Source organism: Mesorhizobium sp. M2E.F.Ca.ET.209.01.1.1 (assembly GCF_004010375.2).
Lineage (GTDB): Bacteria > Pseudomonadota > Alphaproteobacteria > Rhizobiales > Rhizobiaceae > Mesorhizobium.
Genome location: NZ_SADP02000231.1, coordinates 1 through 421 on the forward strand (window position 1 = coordinate 1; position 421 = coordinate 421).

Sequence of the window (421 nt, forward strand, 5' to 3'; positions counted from 1 at the left end):
TCCGGCGGCAGCGCAAGCAGACGGGTGAAACTGGCCTCGATCAGATCAGCCCCGACATGTCGGAGAAGGCCATTGCCTTGCGTAGCAGCTCGGCGAAGCGCTCACCGGCCACCTCGCGCGGACCGCTGTTGTCGATCGAGGTGACGCCAGGGCCGGACAAGGTCACACTGGCGCTGCGCGCCAGCCGTGCCAGCACTTCGCCGCGCGACTCGCGGCCGCGCATCGCCAGCCGCTCGGCCAGCACCTGGGGCGAAGCGGTGATCTCGACGATCGCCAGATTGGCATAGCGTTCGCGCAAGGTGGGGATGACCGCGCGCGATACGTTGGCAACGGCGACGTGGCCATTGGAAACGGACCAGTCGACATCGGCGGGCAGGCCATAGCGCAGGCCATGCGCTTCCCAGGAGATGGCGAAGGCGCC

General features: G+C 68.2%; 1 pseudogene. It reads right to left on the minus strand.

Annotated features, from left to right (window positions below):
- Positions 1 to 40: 40 nt before the first annotated feature.
- A pseudogene (locus tag EN852_RS35425) lies at positions 41 to 421 on the minus strand (phosphonate metabolism protein/1,5-bisphosphokinase (PRPP-forming) PhnN); the annotation flags it as partial.